The 22,533-nt window shown below is 65.0% G+C and carries 17 protein-coding genes, 1 other RNA gene and 2 pseudogenes; 9 read left to right on the top strand and 11 right to left on the bottom strand.

Features of this window, described 5'->3' with window-relative positions:
* Positions 1-16: 16 nt before the first annotated feature.
* The 4 genes from C7H85_RS02405 (at position 17) to C7H85_RS02390 (ending at position 3,790) form a co-directional block, all read left to right on the top strand.
* On the top strand, positions 17-1,003 hold the full coding sequence (locus C7H85_RS02405; RefSeq protein WP_106728114.1) for a Bug family tripartite tricarboxylate transporter substrate binding protein: 987 nt from the start codon (positions 17-19) through the stop codon (positions 1,001-1,003).
* The gene (locus C7H85_RS02400; protein ID WP_106728113.1) at positions 1,000-1,452 is read left to right on the top strand and encodes a tripartite tricarboxylate transporter TctB family protein; all 453 of its coding nucleotides are present in this window, start codon (positions 1,000-1,002) and stop codon (positions 1,450-1,452) included. The genes C7H85_RS02405 and C7H85_RS02400 overlap by 4 nt, the downstream gene beginning before the upstream one ends.
* Entirely contained in the window at positions 1,440-2,969 is a 1,530-nt protein-coding gene (locus C7H85_RS02395; protein WP_106728112.1) for a tripartite tricarboxylate transporter permease, read from the top strand. Before C7H85_RS02400 ends, C7H85_RS02395 begins: the two co-directional genes overlap by 13 nt.
* Before the next feature lie 77 nt (positions 2,970-3,046).
* A complete protein-coding gene (locus C7H85_RS02390; RefSeq protein WP_106728111.1) occupies positions 3,047-3,790 on the top strand; it encodes a transporter substrate-binding domain-containing protein in 744 nt (247 codons plus the stop codon).
* Between the two features lie 200 nt (positions 3,791-3,990).
* Here C7H85_RS02390 and mmsA read toward each other — a convergent pair whose 3' ends face one another.
* The 4 genes from mmsA to C7H85_RS02370 all read right to left on the bottom strand — a co-directional run bounded on the left by mmsA (position 3,991) and on the right by C7H85_RS02370 (position 9,182).
* The gene (mmsA, locus tag C7H85_RS02385; protein WP_106728110.1) at positions 3,991-5,370 is read right to left on the bottom strand and encodes a CoA-acylating methylmalonate-semialdehyde dehydrogenase; all 1,380 of its coding nucleotides are present in this window, start codon (positions 5,368-5,370) and stop codon (positions 3,991-3,993) included.
* 291 nt (positions 5,371-5,661) lie between these two features.
* On the bottom strand, positions 5,662-7,005 hold the full coding sequence (gene aptA, locus C7H85_RS02380) for an omega-aminotransferase AptA (protein WP_106728109.1): 1,344 nt from the start codon (positions 7,003-7,005) through the stop codon (positions 5,662-5,664).
* A 152-nt stretch (positions 7,006-7,157) separates the two neighbouring features.
* Positions 7,158-8,069, bottom strand: coding sequence for a LysR family transcriptional regulator (locus C7H85_RS02375; RefSeq protein WP_106728108.1), 912 nt, complete (start codon positions 8,067-8,069; stop codon positions 7,158-7,160).
* 141 nt (positions 8,070-8,210) lie between these two features.
* Complete coding sequence (locus C7H85_RS02370; protein ID WP_210433538.1) at positions 8,211-9,182, bottom strand: GlxA family transcriptional regulator; 972 nt, start codon at positions 9,180-9,182, stop codon at positions 8,211-8,213.
* A 107-nt stretch (positions 9,183-9,289) separates the two neighbouring features.
* On the opposite strand from C7H85_RS02370, the gene C7H85_RS02365 reads away from it, so the two are divergent.
* Positions 9,290-9,901 (top strand): LysE family translocator, encoded by a 612-nt coding sequence (locus tag C7H85_RS02365; RefSeq protein ID WP_106728106.1) that lies wholly within the window; start codon positions 9,290-9,292, stop codon positions 9,899-9,901.
* A 38-nt stretch (positions 9,902-9,939) separates the two neighbouring features.
* Here C7H85_RS02365 and C7H85_RS02360 read toward each other — a convergent pair whose 3' ends face one another.
* From C7H85_RS02360 to C7H85_RS02345, 4 genes are all read right to left on the bottom strand, one after another.
* The gene (locus tag C7H85_RS02360; protein WP_106728105.1) at positions 9,940-11,043 is read right to left on the bottom strand and encodes a calcium/sodium antiporter; all 1,104 of its coding nucleotides are present in this window, start codon (positions 11,041-11,043) and stop codon (positions 9,940-9,942) included.
* 12 nt (positions 11,044-11,055) lie between these two features.
* Positions 11,056-13,563, bottom strand: a complete 2,508-nt coding sequence (gene secD, locus C7H85_RS02355) for a protein translocase subunit SecD (RefSeq protein ID WP_106728104.1) — start codon at positions 13,561-13,563, stop codon at positions 11,056-11,058.
* Between the two features lie 72 nt (positions 13,564-13,635).
* Positions 13,636-14,016: a hypothetical protein gene (locus C7H85_RS02350; protein ID WP_146140400.1), complete on the bottom strand. Its 381-nt coding sequence runs from the start codon at positions 14,014-14,016 to the stop codon at positions 13,636-13,638.
* A gap of 125 nt (positions 14,017-14,141) precedes the next feature.
* On the bottom strand, positions 14,142-15,512 hold the full coding sequence (locus C7H85_RS02345; protein WP_106728102.1) for an aminotransferase-like domain-containing protein: 1,371 nt from the start codon (positions 15,510-15,512) through the stop codon (positions 14,142-14,144).
* Between the two features lie 67 nt (positions 15,513-15,579).
* Here C7H85_RS02345 and C7H85_RS02340 point away from each other — a divergent pair.
* The 3 genes and pseudogenes from C7H85_RS02340 to C7H85_RS02330 all read left to right on the top strand — a co-directional run bounded on the left by C7H85_RS02340 (position 15,580) and on the right by C7H85_RS02330 (position 19,120).
* A pseudogene (locus tag C7H85_RS02340) lies at positions 15,580-16,226 on the top strand (PhzF family phenazine biosynthesis protein).
* Between the two features lie 174 nt (positions 16,227-16,400).
* Positions 16,401-17,672, top strand: a complete 1,272-nt coding sequence (locus C7H85_RS02335; protein ID WP_106728101.1) for an MFS transporter — start codon at positions 16,401-16,403, stop codon at positions 17,670-17,672.
* 369 nt (positions 17,673-18,041) lie between these two features.
* Positions 18,042-19,120, top strand: a pseudogene (locus C7H85_RS02330) (IS4 family transposase).
* Between the two features lie 341 nt (positions 19,121-19,461).
* On the opposite strand, the gene ffs reads toward C7H85_RS02330, so the two are convergent.
* Positions 19,462-19,558: signal recognition particle sRNA small type (gene ffs / locus C7H85_RS02325), an RNA gene on the bottom strand.
* A gap of 262 nt (positions 19,559-19,820) precedes the next feature.
* Between ffs and C7H85_RS02320 the strand changes: the two genes are divergently transcribed.
* Positions 19,821-20,459, top strand: coding sequence for a 2OG-Fe(II) oxygenase (locus tag C7H85_RS02320; RefSeq protein WP_106728100.1), 639 nt, complete (start codon positions 19,821-19,823; stop codon positions 20,457-20,459).
* Positions 20,460-20,528: 69 nt separating this feature from the next.
* On the opposite strand, the gene C7H85_RS02315 is transcribed toward C7H85_RS02320, so the two are convergent.
* Positions 20,529-21,062 (bottom strand): Mut7-C RNAse domain-containing protein, encoded by a 534-nt coding sequence (locus tag C7H85_RS02315; RefSeq protein WP_158260054.1) that lies wholly within the window; start codon positions 21,060-21,062, stop codon positions 20,529-20,531.
* A gap of 70 nt (positions 21,063-21,132) precedes the next feature.
* Complete coding sequence (locus C7H85_RS02310) at positions 21,133-22,152, bottom strand: patatin-like phospholipase family protein (protein WP_106728098.1); 1,020 nt, start codon at positions 22,150-22,152, stop codon at positions 21,133-21,135.
* Positions 22,153-22,533: the final 381 nt, after the last annotated feature.

Here is a 22,533-nt window from a genome sequence, read left to right as displayed (position 1 = left end):
ATACAGAGGTTGAATTATGAAACGCACTACTATTTTCGCTCTGATCGGTGCCACCCTTATCACCCTGGGAAGCCAGGGCGCCATGGCCTTCGAGCAGAGCCGTTCGGTCACTTGCATCGCCCCCTCCGGCCCCGGCGGCGGCTGGGATTTCACCTGCCGCAGCGTGGGCAGGCTGATGGCCGAACTGGGTCTGGTAAGAGGCAGTATGCAGACCACCAACATGACCGGTGCCGGCGGCGGCGTGGCCTTCGCCCACGTCATTTCCAAACGCGCCGAGGACAATGCCCTGATCGTCGCCGCCAGCACCGCCACCACCACCCGCCTGGCCCAGGGCCAGTTCGCGGGCATGGATCACGACATGGTGCAATGGGTCGGCGCCCTGGGGGCCGATTACGGCGTGATCGCCGTGGCCAAGGACTCGCCCTACCAAAACCTGAACGAGCTGATGGCCGCCCTGCAGCAGGATCCCTCCGCCGTCAAATTCGCCGGCGGCAGCGCCGCCGGTGGCTGGGATCACCTCAAGGTGCTGATGGCGGCGAAAGAGGCCGAGGTCGAAGGGCTGTCCCGCATCACCTACCTGGCGTTTGCCGGCGGAGCCGAGGCCATTACCCAGGTGGTGGGCGGCCATATCGGTGCCTTTACCGGCGACATCTCCGAAGCCATGGGCTTTATTGAGTCCGGCGACCTGAGGGTACTGGCGGTCTTGTCCGAGGAGCGCCTACCCGCCCCGCTGGACCGGTTCCCCACCGCCAGGGAGCAGAACATCGACACGGTGTCGCCCAACTGGCGGGGTTTCTATGTGCCGGCCGGTGTCTCGGAAGAGGCCTACCAATGGTGGAACGGCAGTCTGGACAAGATCTATGCCAGCGATGAGTGGAAGACCATCATGGAGCAAAACGGCCTGGTCCCCTTCCACAAATCCGGCCCGGCCTTTACCGACTATGTTCGTGACCAGGTGGCGGAGATCCAGGCCATTTCCAAGGAAGTGGGGTTGATAAAATGAAGGGCGACCGCATTCTCGGCACCCTGCTCTTCCTCCTGGCCGTGATTTACGGCTGGGAGGCCGCGCACTTTCCGGAGCCCTTCGGGGCAGCCGAGGCCGTGGGTCCGGAAACCTTTCCCCTGCTGCTCTCCGTTTTGCTGGGTATAGGCAGCCTTTACCTGCTGATCCGCCCCGATCCCGACGCTCCCTGGCCCGGCCCCGCCATGCTGGCCGAGCTGGGGTTCGTGCTGGTGGTGCTGGCCCTGTTCGCCCTGCTGCTGCAACCGGCCGGCTTCGTGCCGGCCACCACCCTGATGGTGTCGATGCTGTGCTGGAGGATGGGAGCCCGCCCCCTGGCGTCCCTGGGCACCGGGGTCGGCAGCGCGGTGGCAGTATTTGTTCTGTTCAACTTCGGGCTTGAGCTGCACCTGCCCGCCGGCATTCTGGAGTCCGACTTATGGAAACCTTGAACCTGCTGTTACAGGGGTTTTCCGTCGCCCTGACCATGGAACACCTGATGTTCGCCCTGATCGGCGCCATGCTCGGTACCCTGATCGGCGCCCTGCCGGGGCTGGGCCCGGCCAACGGGGTGGCCATTCTCATCCCCCTGGCCTTCAGCCTCGGGCTATCGGCGGAAGCCTCGCTGATCATGCTGACCTCGGTTTACGCCGGGGCCATGTACGGTGGCCGCATCTCCAGCATCCTGCTCAACATCCCCGGGGACGAGCCGGCGATGATGACCTGCCTGGATGGCCACCCGATGGCGCTCAAGGGCAAGGCGGCGGAAGCCCTGGCCATCTCCGCCATCGCCTCCTTTATCGGCAGCCTGCTGGCGATGGTCGGCCTGGTGATACTGGCGCCCTGGCTGGCCACATTCGCCCTGAAGTTCGGCCCGGCGGAATACTTCGCCCTGTACACCCTGGCCTTCGCCACCCTGGGCGGCATTACCGGCAAGAATCAGTTCAAGACCCTGGTTGCCGCCTGCCTGGGACTGATGATCGCCACCATAGGAGTGGATATATCCACCGGCAACCAACGCTATACCTACGACATCCTGGAGCTGTACGAAGGCATCGACTTCATCATCGCCATCGTGGGGCTGTTCGCCATCAGCGAACTGCTGCTGTTTATCGAACAGCACGCCGGTGAAGGACTGAAAAAGGTGGGCCTCAACAAGCTGAAGCTGACCATGACCGACATCGTGCAGGTGCTTCCGACCAGCCTGCGCGGTTCGGTGCTGGGCTTTATCTCCGGGGTGCTGCCCGGGGCCGGCGCCTCGCTGGGCAGCTTTGTCAGCTACACCCTCGAAAAACGCCTGATCGGCGCCAGGGGCAGGTTCGGCGAAGGGGATCCCCGCGGCATAGCGGCGCCGGAAGCCGGCAACAACGCCGCCGCCAACGGTGCCCTGGTGCCCATGCTGACCCTGGGCGTGCCCGGCAGCGGCACCACTGCCGTGCTGCTGGCGATGCTGGTGTCGCTGAACATCCAGCCGGGCCCCATGCTGTTCGTGCAGAACGCGGATCTGGTATGGGGAGTCATTGCCGCACTCTTTATCGGCAACCTGATCCTGCTGCTGCTGAACATTCCCATGGTGGGGGTATTCGTCAAGCTGCTGAGCATTCCGCCCAAGTACCTGATGCCGGTGGTAACCCTGATCGCCTCGGTGGGGATCTATGCGCTCACCAGCAGCGCCCTGGATCTGTACTTCATGATCGGTTTCGGGCTGATGGGCTATGTGCTGCGCAAGCTGCATATTCCCCTGGTGCCCATCATCCTCGGCATGCTGCTGGGCCCGGAAATGGAAAAGAGCCTCCGCCATGCCCTGACCATTTCCGACGGAGACTGGGGTATTCTGTGGAGCAGCAGTATTTCCATCGGCATCTGGGCCGTCGTCATGGCCGGTCTGTTCCTGCCCTACGTGCTTGGCCCCCTGCTGCGCCGGCGCATGGCGTCGGCAAAGGCGCAGGCGGACGCCATCACCGATTGACGCCGGAGGCCGTCCCATGCCTCCATCCGACAGGGGAACGCTTGTTCCCCTCTTTACCTTCACTGAGGCCATTCACCATGAAATCCGAACTGCACCTGCTCCGCCAACGGCTCGCCCCTTCGGGCCGGCTGCGCGTGGCCATCAACCTGGGCAACGCCATGCTGGCCCGGCAGGCGGGCACCGACGGCGAGCTCGGAGGGCTGTCGGTCCTGCTGGCCCGTCACCTGGCCGAACGGCTCGAGCTGCCCCTGGATCTGCTGCCCTACCGGGCCGCCGGCGAGGTGGTGGCCGACGCCGGCCGGCAACGCTGGGACCTGGCATTCCTGGCCCGGGATCCCGAACGCGCCCGGACCATCGCCTACAGCGTCCCCTACGCCCGGATAGAGGGCTGTTACCTGGTGGCGGCGGACTCCCCCTGCCACAGCAATGAACAGCTGGACCGCCCCGGCATGCGCATCGCCGTCGGCCGGGGCGCGGCCTACGACCTGCACCTTTCCCGCACCCTGCAACAGGCGCAGCTGATCCGGGCCGCCACCACACCGGGCGCCGTGGTGCTGTTCCTGGAGCAGGGGCTGGACGCGGCGGCGGGGATCCGCGGGCCATTGCGGCAATGGGCCGCCACCCGGCCTGGCTTCCGGCTGCTGGAGGAAAACTTCATGCTCATCGAGCAGGCGCTGGCCGTGCCCAGGGGTGAGGACGACGCCATAGTGGCCGGCCTGGACGCCCTGCTGGCCGAGCTCCGGCAACAGGACCTGCTGGCCCAGTGGTGTCGGGAGCTGTCGCTTGCCGAGCTCGGGCTCGAGGTCCCGACCGTACAGTAGCGCCGGCCAGGGCGACCCCAATACCCGGCAGAGGGCCTTCGGCGAGGGATGGCAATATCGGGCAGCGATGATTATTGGGGCGCAGGTGGGCCGCCTGCGCCCCACCAGTTCCTGCACTTCCCGGCATTTCCCCTCGATGCGTTCTGGTCAAAGGTATAGTGGCGGCGGATACCTCGGCGGTTCAGGAGGTATTACGTCGATTAATTCTGTTTGTTTTCAAGGTAATGGCGCAGGGAACAAACGGACTCGTTGGTTGTTTTTTCCAACCGGCCTGGGAAACAGCACGGCGTAGGCCGCCGGTTCGGTATGCCTGTCGGCCAGGCGGGGGTGAAGATGCCGGTGCCGTTGCCGTATTCGTGGGCATCGATCAGATCCATCGCCTGCTGCATGGTCGCTACCCGCACCACCAGCAGCACCGGGCCGAAGATCTCTTCCTTGTAGCAAAGCATGTCCGGGGTGACCCGATCGATCAGGGTGCCGCCCACGAAAAAGCCGTTGTCAAAACCGGGCACGCTGGGATTGCGGCCGTCCACCACTATCTCGGCGCCCTGCTGTTCGGCGCTATTGATATAGCCGACCACCTTGTCCAGGTGCGCGCGGGTGATCACCGGGCCGAAGTCGTTCTGCCGCTCGCTGAAGGCGCCGACCTTGAGGCCCTGCATCTGCGCCCTCATCTTCTCGATAAAGGCCTCGGCGGCCGCGTCGCCCACCGCCACCGCCACCGCCACCGACAGCGCCATGCAGCGCTCGCCGGAAGAGCCGAAGGCCGCACCGGTCAGGGCATTGACGGCGTTGTCCATGTCGGCATCGGGCAGCAGGATGGCGTGGTTCTTGGCCCCGCCCAGCGCCTGGCAACGCTTGCCGTTGGCACTGGCCCTGGCGTAGATGTATTCGGCAACGGGGGTGGAGCCGACGAAGCTCACCGCCTGCACCCGGGGGTCGTCCAGCAGGGTGTCGACCGCTTCCTTGTCGCCGTTGACCACGTTGATCACCCCGGCCGGCAGGCCCGCTTCCACCAGCAACTGGGCGATGAACAGGGTCGAGCTGGGGTCGCGCTCGGAGGGCTTGAGCACAAAGCAGTTGCCGCAGGCGATGGCCATGGGGTACATCCACAGCGGCACCATGGCGGGAAAGTTGAACGGGGTGATGCCGGCCACCACGCCCAGCGGCTGGAGCTCGTTCCAGGAGTCGATGGCCGGGCCCACGTTCTTGCTGTGCTCGCCCTTGAGCAGCTCGGGCACGCCGCAGGCGTATTCGACGTTCTCGATGCCGCGCTGCAGTTCGCCCATGGCGTCGTGCGCTATCTTGCCGTGCTCCTCGCCGATCAGCCGGCAGATTTCCTCGGCATGCTCTTCCAGCAGTTGCTTGAAACGATACATGACCCGCGCCCGCTTCAGCGGCGGCGTGTTGCGCCAGGCCGGAAAGGCGGCCTGGGCGGCGGCGATGGCGTCCTCCACGGTGGCCTTGCCGGCCAGGGACACCTGTTTGGCGACCTCGCCGGTGGAGGGGTTGAACAGGTCCTGGGTGCGGGCGCCGTCGGTCACGATGGTGCCGTTGATCAGGTGGCCGATGGTTTTCATTGAGATACCTCTTTAAATTCCTGTGATTCAAAAATCGGTGACCGTAATGCCGTCCCATGCAGAGGGACAGGCTATTGCCTAAGCCAACCGTCGATGGCAGGGGGCGCGAAGCGCCTTGCACCGGAGTTATCGCCGCGACCGAGTTGCCAGTGACAACTCGCAGCGCGGCGATAACGACGGTTTCCGCGATATCGCCATCGTCGAGCATACAGGGACGTACTTGCTGCGAGTTGGCGTGGCGATAGCCTGCCCCGCTAACACCTCAAACCGAGAGGCATTACGGCTGCGGTCTCAGTCCAGCTCGCCGATGGCCTCGCCCAGGGCGTTGACCAGCCGGTCTATCTCTTCCCGCTCCACGATAAAGGGCAGGCCCAGCTGGATGGTGTCGCCGCCGTAGCGCACGTAAAAACCCTTCTGCCAGCACTTCATCGCAATCTCGTAGGGGCGACGCGCCGGCTCGCCGGGGTAGCTTTCGATCTGCAGGGCGCCGGCCAGGCCGTAGTTGCGGATATCGCTGATATAGCGGGTGCCTTTCAGGTTGTGCAGCGCATTCTCGAAATACGGCGCCAGCTCCTTCACGCGGGGAATGAGCTGGTCCTGCTGGAGGATATCGAGCGAGGCCAGCGCCGCGGCGCAGGCCACCGGATGGCCGGAATAGGTGTAGCCGTGGGGCAGCTCGAGCATGTAGTCGGGCCCGCCCTGCTCCATAAAGGTGTGGTAGATCTCGCCCCGGCAGATCACCGCCCCCATGGGCACGGCGCCGTTGGTCAGCTGCTTGGCCAGGTTCATGATGTCCGGCACCACCCCGAACTCCTCGGCGCCGGTCATGGACCCCATGCGCCCGAAACCGGTGATCACCTCGTCGAAGATCAGCAGGATGTCGTGCGCATCACAGATTTCGCGCAGCCGCTTCAGATAACCCACCGGCGGCGGTATCACCCCGGCGGAGCCGGCCAGCGGCTCGACGATAACGGCGGCGATGTTGGAGGCGTCGTGCAGCGCAATCAGCTCCAGCAGATCCTCGGCCTTGGCGGCGCCCTGCCCTGGCAGGCCCCGGGTGAAGGCATTCTCCTTCAGCAGGGTATGGGGCAGGTGGTCGGCATCGATCCCCTGGCCGAACAGGGCCCGGTTGGCACCGATGCCGCCCAGGCTGATGCCGCCGAAGTTGACGCCGTGGTAGCCCTTGGCGCGGCCGATCAGCTTGGTCTTGCCGGCCTTGCCCTTCTTGCGCCAGTAGGCCCGGGCTATTTTCAGGGCGGTATCGGCGCTCTCGGAGCCGGAGCCGGTGAAAAAGGCGTAGTCGAGGCCGGCGGGCGTCAGCTCGCGCAGGCGATGGGCCAGCTCAAACGCCTTGGGATGGCCATACTGAAAGGCCGGGGCATAGTCCAGCTCGCGCAGTTGCCTGGCCACCGCCTCGGCGATCTCGGGCCTGTTGTGGCCGGCGCCGCAGGTCCAGAGCCCGGACAGGCCGTCGAAGATCCGGCGGCCGTCCACATCCCGGTAGTAGCCCCCCTCGGCACCGACGATGATGCGCGGATCCTGTTTGAACTGGCGGTTGCCGGTGTACGGCATCCAGTAGGCGTCGAGCTGCTCGGGGCTCAGGCCGGCGCGCTGCAGAATATCCTGTTTAGCCATGATCCAATCCCTGCTGCCATTGATGATTAAGGAGTGATGGGATCATTCTGGTCGCCGGATTGGTTAAGTTAAATGCAAATCTATTTAACCATAGGTAAGCCAATACTTAACTTTAACGGCGCCGGCGTGTCGCCGGCACGGACACCCCGCCATTAGCGGGGGTCTTGCAGGGAGTCGAGAAAGCTCTCCAGGATCAGATTCGGGCGGCGCCCTTTGCGGGTCACAACGGCCAGCTTGGAGTCAAAAAACAGCCGCTCCGGGCACAGGGGCTTCATCTGTCCCTTGGCTACCCAGTTGGCGGCATAGTGATCCGGCAGGTAGCCGATGTAGCTGCCGGTGAGGATCAGAAAGGCGATGCCTTCCCGGTCGGAGGCGGTGGCGGGGCAGTTCAGCAACTGATGCAGGGCCATGGCCTGCGCCGTCATACGGTAGCCGGGCACCACGGCGTCGACCGAGCCCAGGGTATCGTCGTCCGGCTCGGCGCCGGCATGAAACAACGGATGCTCGCGGCTGCAATACAGGCTGGAGCGCTCCTCGTAGAGCAGGCGGTAGTCCAGGCCCGAAAGCGGCGTGGTCAGGGGAATGGCGCCCACGTGCAGGCGGCCGTCGAACAGCCCCCGCTCTATCTCGCCGGGGGTGCTCATGCTGATGTTGACCCGGATTTCGTCACTGCGCTCGCGCAGTGCCTTCAGGGCGCGGGTGATTTCCATATGGGGTTGAGTCACCAGGTTGTTGACGATGCCGATATTGAGCTCGCCCCGCAGTTGCCGGTTGATCTGGTTGATCTCGGCGCGAAAGTTCTCCACCGCGCTCAACAGCACCTCCCCCGCCCGCAGCACTTCCCTGCCCTCGTCGGTCAGGGCAAAGCCCGCCCGGCCGCGCTGGCACAACCGCATGCCCAGGCGCTTTTCCAGATCGCTCATCTGCAGGCTCACCGCCGAACGGGTCACCCCCAGGGCGCTTTCGGCCGCGGAAAAGCTCCCACACTCGGCCACCACCTTGAACAGGCGCAGCAGGCGAAGATCGAAGTCGGTCACCTGGGACAAGGGCGTTTTTGATCTCATGGTTTTGGATTTACTTAACAAAAACTGGGTAACTACAGCATTAACTCAACCATGGCGCTGGTGCAAGCCTGGCCGGTGACTGGAGGACATGAGCTCATCGCTTATCGGACCGGGCGTCTCCCAGGTCCCGGCAAGCCGTCTTCATGATTGCCGGCGGTATTGGGCCGGGGTCAGCCCGAAGCGGCGCTTGAACAGCTTGGCCAGGTAGCCGGTGTCCGGGATGCCGACTTCCTCGGCGAGCAGGGCCAGCGGATGGTGGCTGTGGCGCAGGCGCCAGGCCAGGTGCTGCAGCCGCAGCTCCTGCCAGTAGGCCCGGGCCGGCTGGCCGAAACGGGCCACGAACAGCCGGTCCAGCTGGCGCCGGCCCACCCCCAGCCGCTCGGCCAGCTCCGCCACCGTCATGGCCGAGCCCAGATACTGGCGCATCAGGGCCAGGGCCCGCCCCAGGTGGCGGCCGGTATCCGGCTCCGGCTGCAGCGACCGGAGCCGGTGGCCCCTTTCCCGGCTTTCATCCACCAGCATGTCGGCCAGCCCCTTCAGGGCGCGTTCCCGGCCGCAATGACGGCCGAGCAGTTCCGTGGCCAGATCGATGGCGGCGCTGCCGCCGGCGCAGCTGATGCGCTGGCCGTCCAGCAGGTACAACTGCTCCGTGGTCATGGCCAGGTGCGGAAAGCCGGTGGCAAATTCCCGGGCATGGCGCCAGTGCACCGCCACCCGGTGCCCCTCCAGCAGGCCCACTTCGGCCAGCAGGAAGCAGGCATTGTCGATGCTCACCAGGCCGAGGCCACGGGCACTGGCCTGGCGCAGCAGGTGGCGGTAACGCGGCGCCAGCTGCCGGGTCTGCCCCGCTTCGCGGCCGCCGAAAACCACCAGGTACTGATAATGGGTCCAGTCCAGCTCCCGGGGCGAGGCCTGGGTCCGGACTTCCACCCCGCAGCTGGCGGTGATCGTCTCGTCCTCCGCCAGGCCCAGTATCCGCCAGCGGCAATAGCGCTGGCGGCTGTGATCCTCGTCGTCGGCGGAAAAGCGCAGCTTGTCGAGGAAGCCGCCGAAGGGCAGCAGGGCGAAGCCCGGCAGGGGCAACAGCAAAAAACCGACATCGGGGCTCGGCATCATGACTCCACTGGTCCAAATATTCCTTTTTTATGTCTTATTTGCACCAAGAATGAAAGGGGCCGTGGCCCCATAATGACGCCCATCATCACCATAAGGAGCCCGCCATGACCCTGGATACCTGGCTTGTTTACCTCGCGGCCACCATCGGCCTGTCGCTCACTCCCGGCCCCAACGGCCTGCTGGCGCTGACCCACGGCGCCCTCTACGGCCCGGGCAAGACCCTGGCCACCATCGCGGGCGGCGCCCTGGGTTTCGTGGCCGTGATCGGGCTGTCGATGTTCGGCATCGCCTCGCTGCTGAGCCTAGCGGGGGAGCTGCTGCTGGTGATGAAGGTGGTCGGCGGCCTCTACCTGGTGTGGCTGGGCGTGCAGGTGTGGCGCTCGCCCACCCCGGGCGGCGGCGTCGGCACCCTGGCAGGCCGGGCCAGCGGCTGGGCCATGGCCCGCCAGGGGTTCCTCTCCGCCCTGGCCAACCCCAAGGTCATTCTGTTCTTCGCCGCCTTCCTGCCCCAGTTTATCGACCCCAAGGCCGGCCTTGGGCTGCAGTTCGCCATCATGGCGGCCACCTTCGCGCTGGTGGAGTGCCTGACCGAGCTGTTTATCGCCGGTTTTGCCGGCCGGGTCTCCGGCTGGCTGGGGCGCTGCGGCAAGGGCTTCAACCGGACCTGTGGCGGCCTCTTCGTCCTGCTCGGGGCCTGGCTGCCGCTCAGCCGCTAGCCATAGCTAGCCATAGCCCGGAACGGTGCCCAAGTAAATCACGGTGCTCGGTTATCACGGGCCTCGGCCGGCTCCGTTCCCCGCCGCCGGCGCCACAGATCCCGCCCCAGGGTGGCGGCCACGTAGAGCACCACCAGCGGGATCAGGCCGTAGACGATGCCCGCACCGAGCCGGGGCAGGTAATCCAAGGCCAGGGTCAGCGCCACCATGTACCACACATAGGCCAGATACAGGACGAGGAAGAGCAGCCCTTCGAAGCGGGTGAGGCTGGCACCCACGAAGAACAGTGGCAGGCACAGCACCGCCACCCCCAGCATCACCGGCATGTCCAGGCTGGCCAGCTGGGCGCCGGCCAGCAGCGGCGCCGGCGAGACCAGACCCGAGAGGCCGAGCACACACAGGATGTTGAACACGTTGCTGCCCACCACGTTGCCGATGGCGATGTCCCGCTGCCCCTTGAGGGTGGCGATCACCGAGGTCATCACCTCCGGCAGGGAGGTACCGGCGGCGACGATGGTCAGCCCGATCACCGCCTCGCTCACCCCGAAGGCGGCGGCGATCTGCACCGCGCTCTGTACCAGCCAGCGGGCGCCCGCCACCAGCAGCACCAGGCCGCCCGCCACCAGCAGCAGGTTCTGCCAGGCGGGCACGGGCCTGCGTATCAGCTCGTCGACCTCCTCGTCCGCCGTGTCCATGCCCTGCCGTCGGCCCTGCACGAACAGGAAGGCGGTGTAGCCGAGCAGGCCGGCGAACAACAGCACCGCCTCGCCCCGGCCCAGGGTACCGTCCCAGGCCATCAGCACCGCCACCACCGACACCAGAATCATGATGGGCACATCCTGGCGGATCAGCTGCTTCGACACCACCAGGGGCGAGATCAGCGCCGCCAGGCCGAGGATGAACAGCACGTTGAAGATGTTGCTGCCCACCACGTTGGCGATGGCCAGCTCCGCCTGGCCGGCCCAGGCGGACTTGACGCTCACCGCCAGCTCCGGCGCGCTGGTGCCGAAGGCCACCACGGTGAGGCCGATCACCAGGGCCGGCACCCCCAGGCTGGCGGCCAGCCGGGCCGCCCCCCGCACCAGGAGTTCGGCGCCCAGGATCAGCAGCAGCAATCCCGTTATCAGCATTAACCAGGTCATCGCATTGTCTCCTTAAGGTAACGAATCCAGTTCCTTGCGCATTTGCTCGGCGGTGGGCCGCAGCTGGGCCTTGCCCTGCCGCTGCCGCCGCTGGCCGAGGAAATACAGCAGCGGCGAGGCGATAAACACCGACGAGCTGGTGCCCACCAGGATGCCGAACAGCATGGGCAGCGCGAAGCTGGCCACCGCGCTGCCCCCCGCCAGCCCCATCGGCAGCAGCGCCAGGAAAGTGCTGAACGAGGTAAACAGGGTCCGGGTAAGGGTAGCGGATATGCTGTCGTTGAGCAGCGCCAGCATGGGTTTGTCCGGGGTCAGCCGCAGGTTCTCGCGAATGCGATCGAACACCACCACCTTGTCGTTCACCGAGTAGCCGATCAGCGCCAGCAGCGCCGCCACCGCGGTGAGGTTGAACTCCACCCCGGCCAGGGCGAAGAAACCGATGGTCTTGGTCAGATCCAGCACTATGGTGAGGGTGGCCGCCAGGGCGAAGTGGGACTCGAACCTGTACCACAGGTAAAGCAGCATGCCGCCGCCGGCGAGCAGGATGGCCAGCACCGTAGCCTCGAAGAAGCCGCCGCTGACCTTGGCGCCCACCATGTCCACCCGGGGAAATTGCGCTTCGGGCTCGGCGCTCAGCACCGCCGCCTTGAGCCCGGCCACCTGGTCGGCGCCGCCCTGCGCCACCGGCAGGCGGATCAGGAAGCGCCCCTCGCCGACCTCCTGGATGGCGGCGTCCGCCAGTTGGTGGTCGTGGAGCCGCTCGCGCAGCGGCTCCACCGCCAGGGCCGGCGCCCGCACCTCCACCAGGGTGCCGCCGGTGAAGTCGACGCCGTATTTCAGCCCCGGCTGCACGAACAGCACCAGGGAGGCGACCGACAGCACCGCCGAGGCGGCCAGGCCCAGGTAGCGGCCGCGCAGAAAGTCCGGCCGCCAGCCGGCCAGCCGCTCGAACAACCGGCCGCCGGCCAGGTTGAGCGGCGCCCGCTCCCTGCCCTTCACCCGCCACTCCATCAGCAGCCGGGTCACCGATATGGCCGTGAACAGGGAGGTGAGCAGGCCGATGCCGATGGTGACGGCAAAGCCCTTGACCGGGCCGCTGCCGAACAGGAACAGCAGGCTCACCGCGATCAGGGTGGTGAAATTGGAGTCGAGAATGGTGCCGTAGGCGCGGCCGAAGCCCTCGCGCAGGGCCATGGCGGCCGAACGCCCCCGCCGGCTTTCCTCGCGGATGCGTTCGTTGATCAGGATATTGGCGTCCACCGCCATGCCGACGGTGAGGATGATGCCGGCGATGCCCGGCAGGGTCAGGGTGGCGCCCAGCAGGCTCAGGATGCCGAACACCAGGCCGATGTTGACCGCCAGGCCCACGCAGGCGATCAGCCCCCAGCGGCCGTACACCCCGAGCATAAAGGCAACCACCAGGGCGGCCCCGAGCAGGCCGGTGCCAAGCCCCATGGCGATGGCGTCGCTGCCCAGATCCGGGCCCACGGTCCGCTCCTCCAGCACCAGCAGCGGCGCCGGCAGGGCCCCCGCCCGCAGCAACAGGGCCAGCTCGTTGGCCTCGCCGGTGGTGAAACGGCCGCTGATCTCGCCGCTGCCGCCGGGAATGGCGCTGCGGATCACCGGGGCGGTGATCACCTTGTTATCGAGCACGATGGCCAGGGCGCGGCCAAGGTTGTCCCGGGTCAGCTCGCCGAAGTGGCGGGCACCCTCGTTGTCCAGTTTGAAGCTGACCACCGGCTCGCCGGTGGCGGGGCTGAAGGCCATGTGGGCATCGCGGATGCGCTCGCCGGCCATCGCCACTCGCCGTTCCAGCCGGTAGCTGCCCTCCCCGGCGGAGCCGGGCACGGTGATCACGGCCTGGCCGGCGGCGCCCTCCCGGGCCACCCAGTGGAAGCTCATCCTGGCCGTGGTCCCCAGCAGCGAGCGGATCTCGGCCGGATCCGCCACCCCGGGCATCTGCACCAGTATGCCGCTGTCACCCTGGCGGGTGATGCCCGGCTCCACCAGCCCGGTTTCGTCCAGCCGCCGGCGCACCACCTCCAGGGTGCGCTCCACCGTGTCCTGGGTCAGCTGGGCCCGCCAGGCCTCGGTTGGCACGAGGCGCAGCCGGCCCGGCTCCCGTTCGATGTCGAAGCGGCGCACGCCGCTGGCGTCGTCCCGCGCCAGGGCGCGGAGCAGCTCAAGGGCCTCGGCCAGGCGGGCCGGATCCCGCGGCGCCAGCTCGGCGCCGCCGGCATCGATCTGCGGGCGGGCATGGGCGATGCCGGCCTCATTCAGGGCGGTGGCGGCCTCGTCGGCCAGGCGCCGGTGCTCAGCGGCCAGCAGCTCGGTGGTGTCGGTTTCCAGCAGCAGCTGGGAGCCCCCCTGCAGATCCAGCCCGAGCGACAGGGTGTTGGCGCTGTACCAGTCCGGCAGGCGGTCGGCCAGCCGGTCGGGCAATACATTGGGCAACGCGCTCAGCAAGCCGAGCACGATCACCAGGCCGTAGACGACGGCCCTGGCTCTTAACGATCTCATGGCAAATCCTCGAAACGATGTTCGCTTGTCTGTGGGGCCGCCGGTAACGGCAGCCGTGGTCGGCAGTGCGGATTACGCCAGAGGAGGTGCCCGGAGCGGTGGGCGCAGGAAAGGAGGATAGCCCCGGGGATGGGGATATACCGGATTGCGGGCGGTGGCAAGCAGAAGCCCGCCACCCGCCTTGGGCACCATGGCCACCGCGGGCAGCCAGGCCGGCGGCGAGTCCGGGTCGGCCGGGGTGGTCGGCCTGGCTGCCTTCAGGAGTCTCGAGTGATCATTGGGGCTGGCCACCGCCGGTGACAGCGGCTCGCCGGTAAAGCCCTGCTGGTGTCCGGCGGCGGCCAGCGGATGATGAGCGCCAAAGGACAACATGAAAAACAGCAGCCACACCAAGGCCACGCCAGGGCGTGAAAGGCGGGGAAAACCATGGTCGGGAGAAGGGTGTCGGATCATGCTGCTGTCTCAGGGATACCGCATCAGTCTGGAGACAGACCGGGTCACAGTCAACGCCTATATCTGCACCTGTCGGAACATCGGACATGCCTGCCGTCCGGCCGCAAAAGCGGCGAAGCGGTAAGTCATAGCGCCAATTGGGCGCTGGTCGTCCGTACTTCTTGCCGGACCCGCGCTATGGTGTTCAGCGCCGTGTTCAGTTCGGACATGTCGGGGGATCCCAGGCACAGGCGGATGCCGCTTGCGTCCGATCCGGGGTCAGCCGCGGTGGCGGACGGCGGCGTCAGCATGATGCCAAGCTCTCCGGCGGCCCGTGCCAGCTGCTCCGCGTCCCGCCTAGGCATCGGAAGCCATACGTGATAACCGTGATACTGGCGCGCGCGCATCATGTCGCCCAGTATCGACTCGGCCAGGACGGTGCGCCGTTGCGACTCCACCTGGATCGCCTGGATGACGTCCTGCGCCGTGCCGTCCAGCAGCCATTGCTCCATCAGGGCACAACTCAGTGGCGACACCATGATGGCCGTGGCCTGCAGCGCCGTGATGGCCGCCTCGACCCGGCCCGGCGGGGTGACCAGTCCGCCCATGCGCAGCGCCGGATTCAGGGTCTTGGACAGGCTGTTGGCATAGAAGGTGCGCTCCGGTGCCAGCATGGCCAGGGGCACCAGTTGTGCATCCGCCGAGAGGCTGTATACGTCGTCTTCGATGATGGCGATATCATGGGCGCGGCAGAGCGCCACTGTCTCCTCGCGTCGGGTTCGGCTCATGGTCGCCGTGGTCGGGTTCTGCATCGTCGGCGTGACATAGAGCGCCGCCGGTCCCTCGGCCCTGGCGCTCAGGGCCCGCTCCAGCGCCTCGGGGACCATGCCCTGCTCATCCATCGCCACGCCGACCAGCCGGATGCCCTGGTGACGGGCAAGGGCGATGACACCGGGGTAGGTTTGCGCCTCGGTAAACAGGGTTCCCCGGGCGCCACAGGTCAGCAGCAGGGCCAGGGAAACCGCATGATGGGCCCCGCTGGTCAGCACCAGCCGGCCCGGATCGGCCTCCATCCCCATGCCGGCAAACCAGCGCGCCATCAGCCGCCGGTGCTCGTCGTGTCCGCCCAGGGGAGGATAGTCGTTGAACAGCCCGGCATCGACACGCCTGGCCACCGCCGCCAGGGTCTGTCCCAGCAGTCGCTCGGTGATCACCGCCGGCGGCACGTTGCGGGCCAGCTCGATCTGCGGCCCCCGCCGGCGCTGCACCAGGGCCACAAAGGTGCCCCGCCCTTTCACGCTGAACACCAGGCCTCTTCGTTCCAGTATGCCGTAAGCCTTGGTCACGGTGCCGACGCCGATGCCGAGCTTGTCGGCGAGATCCCGGTGCGCCGGCAACCGGTCACCCGATGCCAGTTTTCCATCGAGAATATCCTCGGCCAGCGCCGCCGCCAGGCGCTCGGAGGGCGGAGCCGGCCCCTCGCTCAGCCGGGGATGCCAGGGAGAAACCAGGCGCATACTGTGTGCCTCGAAAATATAGTGTCACGTGACACTATATTTATTTACCTAAAGTGTGCCAATTATTATGCTCCTGTTTTCAGCACAGCAGGAGGAGAACATCATGGCCGTGGAGTTCGTGCAGGTAGACGCCTTTACCCATCGCCCCCTCTATGGCAACCCCGCCGCCTCCGGGGGCAAGCTGCTGCGCATGACCCAGGGAGCCCCCGGCTGGCGCGACGCCGGCCTGCCGCGCGCGCCTCTGGCCAGGATGCTGGGCTGTGTCGAGTCGGATCTGGCCGCCACGCCGTGCGAGGTGGTCTCGACCGGGGTGCCCTGGCTGGTGGTGGAGCTGTCCCGGCTGGCGGCCATCTCGGCGCTCAACCCGGACCTGGGGTTGATAGCGCGTGAATGCAAGCGGCTCAAGGCGGCCGGTGTTACCGTCTTTGCCGAGCGAGGGCAGGATGGGCCGGTTCGCCTGCGCGTGCGTACCTTTGCCCCGGCGAGGGGGTGCCCGAAGATCCGGTGTGCGGATCCGGCAACGGCTCGGTCGCGGCCTTTATCGCCCGGCATCAGCATCCGGGAGAAACGTCGGGGAGCTATGTCGCCGAGCAGGGCATTGAGATCGGCCGGGACGGCGAGGCTCATGCATCCTGGGAGCGGAACGGTGAGGCGCTGATCGTGCGGTTCAGCGGAGCAGCCGCTATTGTTGCGAGCGGCCGGCTGCACCTTTGACGAAACGGGTGAAGCGGCGCAAAATCAGCCCTTTACCATAATGCGCACCGGGGAAGAACGCCGTGGCAGCCGGCCCGGCGGTTGATGTTCAGGTTGTTGTTTCCAACCCGGTATGGAGCCCTTTTACCCCATCGGGAAAAGGCGCTGTATTTCAGATAATGCAGGATAAAGAACATGGCCAAGAGCACGCCAGCCCCCCATTACCCCAGCCTGATCAATCCCGTGCTGATCGGCGGCTGCATCGTCATCCTGATCAGCTTTTCCGTGCGGGCGTCGTTCGGGCTGTTCCAGCTCCCCATTGCCGAGGAATTCAACTGGCCGAGGGCGGAGTTCTCTTTTGCCCTCGCCATCCAGAACCTGTTTTGGGGCATAGGCCAGCCGTTGTTCAGCGCCCTGGCCGAGAAGTATGGCGACAGGAAGGCCATCGTCGCCGGTGTCGCCTGTTATGTGCTGGGGCTGGTGCTCTCCGCCCAGGCGTTTACCCCGGCCCAGCACCAGTTGCTGGAGATGCTGATAGGCTTTGGCGTCGCCGGCACCGGCTTCGGCGTTATCCTTGCCGTGGTGGGCCGGGCGGCCTCCGACCAACACCGCTCCCTGGCCCTGGGTATTGCCACCGCCGCCGGCTCGGCCGGGCAGATCATCGGCCCGCCGCTCACTCAGTGGCTGCTGGAGCGGATGCCCTGGCAGTCGGTGTTCGTCAGCCTGTCGGGCTTTATCGTGCTTTCACTGCTGGCGCTGTTCCTGATGCGGGTGCCACCCCCCGCGCCAAAACAGCCCCATGAAGAAAACATGGGCGAGGTCGTAAAACGGGCGCTGAAGGATCCGTCATTTTTATTCATCTTTATCGGCTTTTTCTCCTGCGGCTACCAGTTGGCCTTTATTACCGCCCACTTCCCGGCCTTCATCACCGAGATGTGCAGCGCCATCGCGCCGGGCAGCATTATCCGGTCCCTGGGCGTGAGCTCCACCTCCAGCCTCGGCGCCGTGGCCATCGCCCTGATCGGCCTGTTCAATATCGGCGGTACACTGCTGGCCGGCTGGTTGGGTAACAAGTACTCGCGCAAGTACCTGCTGGCGGGCATTTATGCCCTGCGCACCCTGGTGGCCGCGCTCTTTATCCTGAACCCCATCACCCCGGAAAGCGTGGTGCTGTTCTCGATGGCCATGGGCGCCCTCTGGCTGGCCACGGTGCCGCTGACTTCCGGCCTGGTGGCCCAGATATACGGGCTGCGCTACATGGGCACCCTTTACGGCCTGGTGTTCTTTTCCCATCAACTGGGTGGCTTTTTGGGAGTCTGGCTGGGTGGTACCCTGTATGACCTGCATTCGAACTACCTGCTGGTGTGGTGGATTGGCGTCGGCTTCGGTGCCCTGTCGGCACTGGTGCACCTGCCCATCGAAGAAAAGCCATGGTCAAAGCGGGAAAAGCCGCTGACAGCGGTATAAGGCAAGGACGGGCCGATGCCCGCTCTTGTCTGGTGACAAACCTTCGACTTTCCCTGTGGTCACTCCCGCGAAGGCGGGAGTCCGGTAGCAACCGTCATGGTTCTTCGTCTTCACGGAGGTGACCACGGTTAACCAGCAGTGATAAAAGAGGAATATCTGGCGAAAAACAGGTAATCGACGTTGCCGGCACCCGAGACGGATGTATCTCTAAATAGCTGCTCGTAGCCTCAGCCATCCCCTCATATGAGCTAGAGCTGGCGCGGCCTGGCGGGTAGACTACCCGCCTTTGAACCAAACTCGGCGGCATCACCACCCCTGCTCACCCGCGCTTCCATCTCCGAATACCTCAACGACATCTTCGGCCAGGATATGCATGCCGAGCGTGTGCTCTCATTGGCCAATGCCACCTTGGGGGTCATTGAGGCGAGCTCGCTGGCCATTCATGCCATTGGCCTGGCCCAGGCCAATGGCCTGGAGCGTAAATATGCCATAGCAGGTCGACCGCTTGCTGAGCAACACCAAGCTCAACATCTGGTCGCTGTTCGACGACTGGGTGCCCTACGTGGTGGCCGAGCGCAAGGAAATCGTGGTCTCCATGGACTGGACCGAATTCGATGCCGACGACCATTGCAGCATCGTGCAGAGCATGCAGACCAGCCACGGACGCAACACGCCACTGCTGTAAAGACGCACAAGAAACCCCTACTGAAAGGCAAGCGCAATGACCACGAAGACGAGTTGTTGTGGAAGCTGAAAAACACGCAGCCGAGCGATGTGAGCGTGACCGTGGTGGCCGACCGGGCGTTGGTGACACCGCGCTGTTTACCCTGCTGGAAGACGCGCTGGAGTTCGACTATCTCATTCGTTTTAAAGACAATATTCTGCTCTGTCCGGTGGGTGAAAAGCTCCAGCCGGCGAAGACGTGGCTGATGCCCAGCGGCCGTACGCGCCCCCTGGAAGACATGGAGCTGACCGGCCAGCGGCAGCCCGTGGCCCGGGTGTTCTGTTGCAAGAAAGCCGGCATGAAGGAGGCCTGGTTGCTGGCCAGCAACCGACGTGACCTGAGCGCCGCCGATGCCCTCAAACTGTACGGCAAACGTTGGGGCATCGAGTGCAGTTTCCGGGACATCAAGGACTACAAGTTCGGCATGGGCATGGCCGATACCCATGTGCGCTCCACCTTGCGCCGCGACCGGTTGTTCCTGTTCAGCGCCCTGGCCATCGTGCTGCTGACCTTGCTAGGCAAGGCCGGTGATGCCGCCGGACTGGATGAAGATGATAAAAGCCAACACCAGTAAAACCCGGACCAACTCCTTTTCCGCCAAGGGGGCATTTATTACCAGATGCTGCCGAAGATGAAAGAGGAAAACGCCATCACGCTGTTGAAAACGTTTTCCTACTATCTGTCGCAGCACAAATTGTACAAGCGCATCTCCGGCATTACCTGAGTAATAAAAACGAGGGGATCTCTAAGGGACCGAGCATCTCTCCTTCGCCTGTTCCGGTTGAGCAAACCAAGTTCATCAGAGATGATCATGCCATATTTTTCAACCAGTTCGAGTACTCGAAGGTGTAGCGGGGCAATAAGGATTCCAGTGTCAGCACCGTTTTCATCTTGGCGCTGGCGAAGCGAAAGAGGTTCTTGACCGGGGAGTATTTCAATCGGCGCCAATACATAGCCAAGCTGCCTTTCCGTTGTTTTTCTACAACAAAAATAGGCTATGTCAGGTTATAGTGAAAATATGCCAACTTAGGGTGAAAGCGACAACAGGGGAAAATTGGAGGTGGCGCCCGCCAGCCACATCCCGGCACTCGAGTCGCTCGCCTTGGCTGCTCCCTTCCGGGCCTGACCAGGTCGACGAGGTATCGATGCGAGAGGACCAACGGGGCCACCATCGAAGAGCGGCCAGTCTAGCAAAAATCCCTTTGAATGCAACAAGCCATTGTTTAACTGCTGGTTTATTACTCTTGCCAGGCGAGCCCGCCACGCCGGAAACGCCGTCCTGCCGCGCCATGGCCGGCGATCTCCTCCTGCATGGCACAGGCTGCGCGATACAACAGCATTTTTGCACCCGACACGCAGTTTTTCTCTCTGGCCGGATCGCGACGGTTGGGTGTATATGAGCGCTCCACAAGAGGGTTTACCACGTGAACACAGTGCCGTCAGTTGATAATGCCTTTGATGAGGTTGTCGAAGCCATCGCCGAGCGGGGCATCGGCATCTTTCCCCGTTTCCTGGACGCGCCCCGGGTAGCGGCACTGCACCAGGATTTCGCCGCCCTGCCGGCCTGGCAGCTCACCCCTGCCGGCATCGGCCGGGACCAGCACCAGCACACCAATAAGCGGATCCGCACCGACAAGACCCGCTGGCTGGAAGGCGACAGCCCGGCCCGGCGCGATTACCTGGCGCTGATGGCCGGGCTGCAGCAACAGATGAACCGCCAGCTGTTCATGGGGCTCAAGGATTATGAGTGCCATTACGCGCTCTATCAGCCCGGCGACTTCTACAAGAAACACCTGGACGCCTTTCGCGGCCGCGGCAACCGGCGACTGACCACGGTCGTCTACCTGAATGAAGACTGGCGGCCCGCCGATGGCGGCGACCTGCTGGTGTATCCGGAGAAGGGCAAGGCGGTGCTGCACCGGGTGCTTCCCGAAGCCGGCACCCTGGTGTGCTTTCTCTCGGAGCAGTTTCCCCACGAGGTGCTGCCGGCCCGCCGGGAGCGGCTGAGCATCGCCGGCTGGTTCCGCATCGACGATCCCGTCGCGCCGGCGGTGCTGCTATAGGTGCCGCCCGTTCGGCATGGGCATGCCGCTCGAGCCGGCCCGGGAGGGTGTCGGCCGTCTGCGGGCCGTTCACCCCCGGCGAGTCGCCTGCCCCCTGCCCTCGAGCGCCGTCAGCGATGCCGCCGACACCTGCTCGGCCAGCAGATCCTCACGCAACCGGGCCAGCATCTGCTCCATCCGCGTCACATGACTGCCCCGCCAGTACAGCCTGCGGCACACCGGGCAGAACCAGCCTTCGGTGTTGTAACCCACCAGCCCGGGCGGCAGGTGCCGGTGCAGGGTGTCGGCATCCGCCGCCTGTACCGGCTGGTTACAGCAACTGCAACGGCTGAACGGAGCAAACTGCCGCCACAGCCGAAAAACCAGCGTCACCTCCCGCAGTTGCAGATAGGTTTGCTCCGCCCGCACCAGATAGAGGTCGTGCTCCGGCTGCTGCCAGGCCAACCCCCGATCCCGGCTCAGCACCACCCGCCGCTGGCTCCGGGCCCGGCGCACCAGCTCGCCGTCGTCAATACCGGCCTGGAAGGCGGTATCTATACCCAGCAGGCGCAACCACCTGGCCAGGCCGCCCAGCATGGCGTCGGCAAAAAAGCGTTCCGCCATCCTGCCGGCGACCTCATCGCCTATTCCGCTTTGCACCGACATCTGTTCAACCCCGAGGTCACCCTGTCACTCAAAGAAACAGCCTGGCAATGTCTGCCGTGGCACCTTTGCCCACGGTGTCGCCATGCTCCGACAGCCAGACGCTGGTCCGCTCCCGGCCCTGATCACGCAGCATCTCCAGAAACGACCGGCTGGTCGTCAGCTTGGATTCCATCGCCAGCCGGCCGACCAGATCCCCGGTATCGATCAGGTGCATTCTGGTGCGAGAAAGACGCCGCTCCAGCCGTCCCGCCGGCCACAGCGTCCGACCGGCAAACTGGCGCGCCAGCGCCAGACTGTGCATCTCCCGCAGCAAGGTGCTTTTGAACGCCAGCTCCTGGGTACGATGGTGAATTTCCTCATGAGTCAGCGGGAGTTGCGCATGTTCGAAGGGACTGAGCAATACCAGCAGGATATCCGCCGAGGACGCCTCGTAGACCAGGGGAAAAACCGCCGGATTGGCGGCAAAGGCGCCGTCCCAGTATGGCTCGCCATCGATCAATATCGCATGATGCAGGGTCGGCAGACAGGCCGAGGCCAGCAACATCTCCGCCTTCAGCTCGGCCGTCCGGAACAGCCGCAGCCTGCCGGTATTGGCATGGGTGGCGGCGATGAACAGTTTCAGCGGGCAACGCTCGCGCAGCCGGTCAAAATCGATTTGCCGACTGACAATATCCCGTAATGGATTGATACCATAAGGATTAAACTGCTGTGGTGAAAACTGCTGCGTCCAGTACAGCATGATCCTGATAGCGGAGGCCAGGCGGCCGCTTTCACTGTCGGCGCCGGCATTGAGCATGGGGGCACAGTCGGCGACCGCTTCCCAGAAGCGGGCCAGCGCCTCCCGTGCGCCCTCGTTGCCGCCCTGCAACAGGCCGTGGGCCAGTACCACGGCGTTCATGGCACCGGCACTGGTGCCGCTGACGCCTTCGATGACAAAGCGGCCGTCTTCCAGCAGGGCGTCGAGTACGCCCCAGGTAAAGGCGCCGTGGGCGCCGCCGCCCTGAAGGGCAAGGCTGATGGAACGACGGCGGGATGAACGAAACAGCATGACAGCCTCCGAGTTGCGCCAGGCTCCCGCCATCTCACTGCAACAGTGCCTTTGCAACAATAGTTCTTCACGGCCTGCCTCCGAACCGTCTCCGGCGGCAGGGTCTGCACGGGCGGACAGGGCTGCTACCGACGCCCGCCCTCCTGCATACCCTACTATCCCCCGAACATCGCTTTAATGACAGCGGCCCGCCGATGGCGGTGGGCTGCCGCGGTATCCGGAGCCGGCCAGCCGGCGGGGTCGCCGCGACGCGGATTCCGGATCGTCCTGCCCAGCCCGGTTATTTTTTAATGAATAATCAATATATAGCCAGCTTAATTGTTTATTTACCAAAAAATGGCACTTTAAATATCGAATCAAAGTTTAACGGCCTTTTTTTAT

The organism is Zobellella endophytica, assembly GCF_003012775.1.
In the GTDB taxonomy this organism is placed as follows: domain Bacteria; phylum Pseudomonadota; class Gammaproteobacteria; order Enterobacterales; family Aeromonadaceae; genus Oceanimonas; species Oceanimonas endophytica.
Note: the sequence above shows the minus strand (reverse complement) of the source record. Positions and strands in the feature narration are given on the sequence as shown.